Annotated in this window: 8 protein-coding genes and 1 pseudogene; 7 read left to right on the top strand and 2 right to left on the bottom strand. The window is 60.3% G+C overall.

The window, feature by feature from the left end; all coding sequences use genetic code 11:
- A pseudogene (locus AACY49_RS07375) lies at positions 1 to 102 on the top strand (IS110 family transposase); the annotation flags it as partial.
- A 187-nt stretch (positions 103 to 289) separates the two neighbouring features.
- Here AACY49_RS07375 and AACY49_RS07370 read toward each other — a convergent pair.
- The gene (locus tag AACY49_RS07370; RefSeq protein WP_258698489.1) at positions 290 to 1,603 is read right to left on the bottom strand and encodes an NAD(P)/FAD-dependent oxidoreductase; all 1,314 of its coding nucleotides are present in this window, start codon (positions 1,601 to 1,603) and stop codon (positions 290 to 292) included.
- Positions 1,604 to 1,750: 147 nt separating this feature from the next.
- On the opposite strand from AACY49_RS07370, the gene AACY49_RS07365 reads away from it, so the two are divergent.
- Complete coding sequence (locus AACY49_RS07365; protein WP_258698490.1) at positions 1,751 to 2,104, top strand: YkgJ family cysteine cluster protein; 354 nt, start codon at positions 1,751 to 1,753, stop codon at positions 2,102 to 2,104.
- Positions 2,105 to 2,230: 126 nt separating this feature from the next.
- Here the strand turns inward: AACY49_RS07365 and AACY49_RS07360 are convergent, their stop codons facing one another.
- Entirely contained in the window at positions 2,231 to 2,719 is a 489-nt protein-coding gene (locus AACY49_RS07360) for an Lrp/AsnC ligand binding domain-containing protein (protein WP_123403812.1), read from the bottom strand.
- 156 nt (positions 2,720 to 2,875) lie between these two features.
- Between AACY49_RS07360 and dadA the strand changes: the two genes are divergently transcribed.
- The 5 genes from dadA (at position 2,876) to AACY49_RS07335 (ending at position 6,951) form a co-directional block, all read left to right on the top strand.
- The gene (gene dadA, locus AACY49_RS07355; protein ID WP_339522690.1) at positions 2,876 to 4,180 is read left to right on the top strand and encodes a D-amino acid dehydrogenase; all 1,305 of its coding nucleotides are present in this window, start codon (positions 2,876 to 2,878) and stop codon (positions 4,178 to 4,180) included.
- Complete coding sequence (locus AACY49_RS07350; protein WP_030132425.1) at positions 4,152 to 4,505, top strand: RidA family protein; 354 nt, start codon at positions 4,152 to 4,154, stop codon at positions 4,503 to 4,505. Before dadA ends, AACY49_RS07350 begins: the two co-directional genes overlap by 29 nt.
- Before the next feature lie 99 nt (positions 4,506 to 4,604).
- Complete coding sequence (alr, locus tag AACY49_RS07345; RefSeq protein ID WP_339522687.1) at positions 4,605 to 5,678, top strand: alanine racemase; 1,074 nt, start codon at positions 4,605 to 4,607, stop codon at positions 5,676 to 5,678.
- Positions 5,679 to 5,806: 128 nt separating this feature from the next.
- The gene (locus AACY49_RS07340) at positions 5,807 to 6,355 is read left to right on the top strand and encodes a cupin domain-containing protein (protein WP_258698493.1); all 549 of its coding nucleotides are present in this window, start codon (positions 5,807 to 5,809) and stop codon (positions 6,353 to 6,355) included.
- 182 nt (positions 6,356 to 6,537) lie between these two features.
- Entirely contained in the window at positions 6,538 to 6,951 is a 414-nt protein-coding gene (locus AACY49_RS07335; protein ID WP_339522704.1) for a c-type cytochrome, read from the top strand.
- Positions 6,952 to 6,990: the final 39 nt, after the last annotated feature.

Genomic DNA, 6,990 nt, shown 5'->3' with positions numbered 1-6,990 from the left:
AAATGCGCAAAAGTAGCGCTCATTGCCTGTATGCGCGTGTTGCTGATACGGCTGAACGCCATGATCCGAGACCGAACGGAGTGGAAAGAACCCTTGGCCTAAACGGGTCGCGGTGTTCCTGTAGGGCATCGCATGGCCTAAAGCTGTGGGAGTTCAGCTGTCTATCGATAGACCTTCAAAATAAAAACCATCAAGACAGTTGCTCCCACACTAAACCGGGTTGTTGGATAGAACGCGGTCAAATGTGGGGCTTGCTCGCGAAGGCGTCGGCACGGGCACCGAAAATCCGTCAGGCCCACTCTTTAAGACGATGCCAAAGCATCCCCAACGCCAGCAACGGCGAACGCAAATGCTGGCCGCCCGGGAAGGTGATGTGCGGCACTTTGGCAAACAGGTCGAACCCACCGCTCTGTTGGCCGCTGATGGCTTCAGTCAACAACTTGCCCGCCAGGTGTGTGGCGTTTACACCATGACCGGAATAGGCCTGGGCGTAATACACATTCGGCTGCTCCTTGAGCCGACCGATCTGTGGCAGGCGATTGGCGCCGATGCCGATCATCCCGCCCCATTGATAGTCGATCTTCACCCCGGCCAGTTGCGGGAACACCTCCAGCATCTTCGGCCGCATGTACGCGGCGATGTCCTTCGGGTCGCGTCCTGAATAATGGCAGGCGCCGCCGAACAGCAAACGTCGGTCCGCCGAGAGTCGGTAGTAATCCAGCGCCACTCGTTGATCGCAGACCGCCATGTTCTGCGGTAGCAGTGCGTGGGCCTGTCTTTCGCTCAAGGGTTCGGTGGCAATGATGTAACTGCCGGCCGGCAGCACCTTGCCGCCGAGTTGCGGGTTGAGATCGTTGAGGTAGGCGTTACAGCCCAGCACCAGCGTCTTGGCGCGAACCGTGCCCTGGGCGGTATGGACCTTGACCTCGGGGCCGTAATCGATACGGGTCACCGCCGACTGTTCGAACAGCTTCGCGCCCAATTGCCGGGCGGCGGCGGCTTCGCCCAGTGCCAGGTTCAGTGGGTGCAGATGCCCGGAGCCCATGTCGATCAAGCCGCCGACGTAGCGGTCGGAACCCACCACGCTGTGCATTTCGTTGGCTTGCAGCAGACGGGTTTCGTAACGGTAACCGAGGCTGCGCAGCTCGATGGCGTCTTCGGCGAAGCCCTCCAGGTCACGAGCTTTGTTGGCGAGGTCGCAGTAGCCCCAGGTCAGGTCGCAAGGGATCTGAAAACGCTCGATCCGCTGTCGGACGATTTCCACCGCCTCCAGCCCCATCAATTTCATCTGGCGCACACCCTCGACGCCAATCACGTTGGCGAACTGATCGAGGCCATGGCCGACGCCGCGAATCAATTGCCCGCCATTGCGTCCGCTGGCGCCCCAACCGATCTTGTGCGCTTCCAGCAGCACCACGTTGAAGCCACGTTCGGCCAGTTCGAGCGCGGTGTTCAGCCCCGAAAACCCACCGCCCACTACACACACGTCCGCGACCCACTCACCTGTGAGCACCGCAAGATCGGGTTGCGGCAGGCTGCTGGCGGCGTAATAAGAGGCCGCGTGCCGGTGGCTCGGGGCAGGTTGCTGAGCGGAGGCGTTCATGTGCGTCATCCAGAGGCGTGTGTTTGAAAAAGTTGACGGAGCATAAGCCGCCCCTTCGGACGCGGGCAACATTGGTCGGTTGGCGCTGTCTGGATCGGAGCTTTTACGTCAGAATCCCGGTCTATTCCGCATTCGGTCACGGCTTCGATGAGTTGCAACAGTCAGAAAATTCGTACGCTGCGCCAGCAGATCCCCACGTTCGAGTGCGTGCCCGGGTGTCATGACTGCTGTGGCCCGGTGACCACCTCGCCCGAAGAAATGTCCCGCCTGCCGCGCAAAACCCGGGCCGAGCAGGATGCCGCGATGGACGAGCTCAATTGCGTCCACCTGGGACCCAACGGCTGCACGGTGTATGACGAGCGACCGCTGATCTGTCGGCTGTTCGGTACCACCAAGACCCTGCCGTGCCCCAACGGGCGGCGGCCGGTGGAACTGATACATCCGCGGGTCGAGCAGCAGATTCATGAGTACATGGCTTCTACCCGACAGGTGTTGGTCTGACTGTTGCGTGAATTAGAGTCACCGAGTCGACCCCATCGCGGGCAAGCCCCGCTCCCACAAGATCGGCGCAACACCTGTGGGAGCGGGGCTTGCCCGCGATGGGGCCCGAACATGCACCACAAAGCCTCAATCCGGAATCGGCAGGCTCAAGCTCTCTTTCACTTCTTCCATCACGATGTAGCTCTTGGATTCCCGTACATGCGGCAGCTTGAGCAGAATGTCGCCCAGCAGTTTGCGGTACGAGGCCATCTCGGAGATCCGCGCTTTAACCAGATAGTCGAAGTCCCCTGACACCAAATGGCATTCCAAAACGTGGGGCAGTTTCAGCACCGCGCGTCGGAACTCTTCGAAAGTATCGCCGGATTTATAGTCGAGACTTATCTCGACGAACACCAGCAGGCTACCCTTCAAGTGCTGCGGATTCAGGCGAGCGTTGTAGCTCATGATGATCCCTTCGCGCTCCAGTCGCCGTACCCGTTCAGTGCAGGGTGTGGTGGAGAGGCCGACCTTTTCCCCCAGTTCGGTGAAGGAGATGCGCCCGTCCGCTTGCAGGATCCGCAGGATGTTGCGGTCGATCTTGTCCAGCTCACGTTTGGTCTGAGTGTTGGTTCGCATAGGGGATGCGCCTCCGTGAAAAGGGTTTTTGCCGAGAATTGTCGCCAAATATAAGCACTTATATAGTGAAAAGCACTGGCTAATCTTTTTTAAACTGCCCACATCTTCGGTCTGCACAATACACGTCAGCGGTAAGCCGCGATGAGGGATATGAAAATGCGCGTTCTGGTCTTGGGTAGCGGCGTCATCGGTACCGCCAGTGCCTATTATCTGGCACGGGCCGGCTTTGAGGTGACGGTGGTTGACCGTCAGCCCGCGGCGGCCATGGAAACCAGTTTCGCCAACGCCGGGCAGGTTTCGCCGGGTTATGCCTCGCCGTGGGCCGCGCCGGGCGTACCGCTCAAAGCCATCAAGTGGCTGTTGCAGCGTCACGCGCCATTGGCGATCAAGGCCACCGCCGACATCGACCAATACCTATGGATGGCGCAGATGCTGCGCAACTGCACCGCCAGCCGTTACGCGGTGAACAAGGAGCGCATGGTGCGCCTGTCCGAGTACAGCCGTGACTGCCTCGACGAATTGCGCGCCGAAACCGGCATTGCCTACGAAGGCCGCAGCCTCGGTACTACTCAGCTGTTCCGCACCCAGGCGCAGCTCGATGGCGCCGCCAAAGACATCGCCGTGCTGCAAGAGTCCGGTGTGCCGTTCGAACTGCTCGACCGCGCCGGCATTGCCCGGGTCGAACCGGCCCTGGCCAGTGTCACCGACATCCTCGCTGGTGCGTTGCGCCTGCCGAACGACCAGACCGGCGACTGCCAGATTTTCACCACCCGCCTGGCCGAAATGGCCACGAAACTGGGTGTGGAATTCCGTTTCGGCCAGGACATTCAGCGCCTCGACTTCGCCGGTGATCGCATTAACGGCGTATGGATCGACGGCAAGCTGGAAACCGCCGACCGTTACGTGCTGGCGCTGGGCAGCTACTCGCCGCAACTGCTCAAGCCGCTGGGCATCAGGGCTCCGGTGTATCCGCTCAAGGGTTACTCGCTGACCGTGCCAATCATCAACCCGGCGATGGCCCCGACGTCGACCATTCTCGACGAAACCTACAAGGTCGCGATCACCCGTTTCGACAACCGCATCCGCGTCGGCGGCATGGCGGAAATCGCCGGCTTTGACCTGTCGTTGAACCCGCGCCGGCGTGAAACCCTGGAGATGATCGTCAACGACCTTTATCCTCAGGGCGGCGATCTGGCCCAGGCGAGTTTCTGGACCGGCCTGCGTCCGACCACTCCGGACGGCACGCCGATTGTCGGCGCTACGCCGTTCAAGAACCTGTTCTTGAACACGGGGCATGGCACGCTCGGCTGGACCATGGCCTGTGGCTCCGGTCGTTTGCTGGCTGACCTGATGGCGAAAAGAACCCCGCAGATCAGCGCCGAAGGCCTCGGTATTTCCCGTTACGGCAACAAACTCAAGGAGTCCGCAAAACATGTCAATCCAGCGCCAGCTCACCAATGAGCGCATGAGCCAGATCGTTGTCCATAACAGCACGGTGTATCTGGCAGGGCAGGTCGGCGATGACATGAGCGCCGGGATTGAACAGCAGACCCGTGAAACCCTCGCCAACATCGAGCGCTTGCTGGATCTGGCCGGGACCGACAAGAGCCGTCTGCTGTCGGTGACGATTTACCTGAAAGACATCGACGCGCACTTTGAAGGCATGAATTCGGTGTGGGACCAGTGGCTGCCAAAAGGCGTCGCCCCGGCCCGCGCGACGGTCGAATCGAAGCTGTGCGAACCGCAAATCCTGGTCGAGCTGTCGGTTGTCGCCGCGCTGCCATAACGCTCAGCCAGAAAAATCCCTCTCCCGGTGCTGTTGGCGGTTCACGCTGTCAGCCAGCGCCGGTTTTTTATTCCAATGACCGACTAGAAGTCTGCCGCCATGCGTCCTGCCCGTGCCCTGATCGACCTTCAAGCCCTGCGTCACAACTACCGGATCGCCCGTGAAGTCACGGGGGCCAAGGCCCTCGCGGTGATCAAGGCCGATGCCTATGGCCATGGCGCGGTGCGCTGCGCCCAGGCGCTGGAAGCCGAGGCGGACGGGTTTGCCGTGGCATGCATTGAAGAGGCTCTGGAACTGCGCGCCGCCGGCATTCGAGCGCCGGTATTGTTGCTGGAAGGTTTTTTCGAAGCCGAAGAACTGTCGCTGATCGTCGAACATGACTTCTGGTGCGTGGTGCATTCGCTGTGGCAGCTCGAAGCCATCGAAAAAGTCGCGCTGAGCAAACCGATCACGGTCTGGCTCAAGCTCGACTCGGGCATGCATCGCGTTGGCCTGCACCCGGCGGATTACCAGGCGGCCTATCAACGGCTGCTGGCCAGCGGCAAAGTGGCGAAGATCGTGCTGATGAGTCACTTCGCCCGCGCCGATGAGCTGCACTGCCAGACCAGCGCCGAGCAGGTCGCGGTGTTCGAGGCGGCGCGTCAGGGTTTGTCGGCCGAAATCAGCCTGCGTAACTCGCCGGCGGTGCTCGGTTGGCCGCAGATTCCAAGCGATTGGGTGCGCCCAGGCATCATGCTCTACGGTGCAACGCCGTTCGAAGAAGCCAATGTCGTGGCGTCCCGCCTGCAACCGGTGATGACCCTGGCGTCGAAAGTGATTTGCGTACGCGAACTACCCGCCGGCGAGCCAATTGGTTACGGCGCGAAGTTCGTCACCCCCAAGCCGATGCGCGTGGGCGTGGTGGCAATGGGTTATGCCGACGGTTATCCGCGCCAGGCACCGAGCGGCACGCCGGTGCTGGTGGCCGGGCAGCGCAGTCAGCTGTTGGGCCGGGTATCGATGGACATGCTCTGCATCGACTTGACCGACGTGCCGCAAGCCGGCCTCGGTTCGCCCGTCGAGTTGTGGGGTAAAAATATCCTCGCCAGTGACGTCGCGACGGCCGCGGGCACGATTCCTTACCAGATCTTCTGCAACCTGCGTCGAGTGCCGCTGCTCTATTCCGGGGCCTGACGAAAAACGTTCCTGACCGAAAGTCGTTTCGCCAAACAGGATTCCGGCCCAAGTGTTGTAAATACTGAACGCTGTCGCCATGATAACGCTCATTATTCCTGCAACCTGAATCCTTGGAGGCTCCAGCATTGGACGTCGGTGAACGACTGCAATCGATCCGTAAGCTCAAAGGTCTTTCCCAGCGTGAGCTCGCCAAGCGCGCGGGTGTTACCAACAGCACCATTTCGATGATCGAGAAAAACAGCGTCAGCCCCTCGATCAGTTCGCTGAGGAAGGTGCTGGGCGGGATTCCCATGTCCATGGTCGAGTTCTTTTCCGAAGAAATCCTGGAGGAAAAGCCGACTCAGATCGTCTACAAAGCCCACGAACTGATCGATATTTCCGATGGCGCAGTGACCATGAAACTGGTCGGTCGGGCCCACCCGAGCCGGGCTATCGCGTTCCTCAACGAAATCTACCCGCCAGGCGCCGACACCGGTGACGAGATGCTCACCCATGAGGGCGAGGAAACCGGGATTCTGGTGGAAGGTCGGCTGGAGCTTGTGGTCGGCCTCGAAACATTTGTGCTCGAAGCCGGCGATAGCTACTACTTTGAAAGTACCAAGCCGCACCGCTTCCGTAACCCGTTCGATGCCCCGGCGCGACTAATCAGCGCAGCCACGCCAGCGAATTTCTAAGAGAAGAGGCGTCCTGCCCGGATTGCGGAGACGCCCATGCTGTATATCCGTCCCACGACAAGACCCCTCCGACTTTGGGGTTGTTTCAGTGTGACGGGCTTACCGCTATACTTGCGCCCGCCTGCGAACCGTGGCCGTAGGCGTGACTAGCCACCATTGAGGGTGTACGCGTGAACCTAATTATGAAAATGCTGGCCGTACCAGCAACCGTATTGGCCCTATGGGCAGTCAGCGCACAAGCAGCGACCAACGACGATATTGCTAAACGTCTTGAGCCCGTTGGCCAGGTTTGTGTGCAGGGTAAAGAGTGCAAGGGGATGGAAGTCGCTGCTTCGGTTGGTGGCGGTGCAGCGAAAACTCCCGACGAAGTCATTGCCAAACACTGCAATGCTTGTCATGGCACCGGCCTGTTGGGCGCACCGAAAATCGGTGATGCAGCAGCCTGGGGCGAGCGCGCCAAGAAAGAAGGCGGCCTGGACGGCTTGCTGGCGAAAGCAATCTCCGGCCTCAACGCGATGCCGCCAAAAGGCACTTGCGCCGATTGCGCAGATGCCGAGCTCAAGGGCGCCATCCAGAAGATGTCTGGCCTGAAATAAGCCCGATCTTCAACGAAAAGCCGCTTTCGAGCGGCTTTT

The organism is Pseudomonas sp. EL_65y_Pfl2_R96, from assembly GCF_963970905.1.
GTDB lineage: Bacteria > Pseudomonadota > Gammaproteobacteria > Pseudomonadales > Pseudomonadaceae > Aquipseudomonas.
The sequence above is the reverse complement of the archived record's forward strand: the minus strand, read 5'-3'. Positions and strand labels throughout refer to the sequence as shown.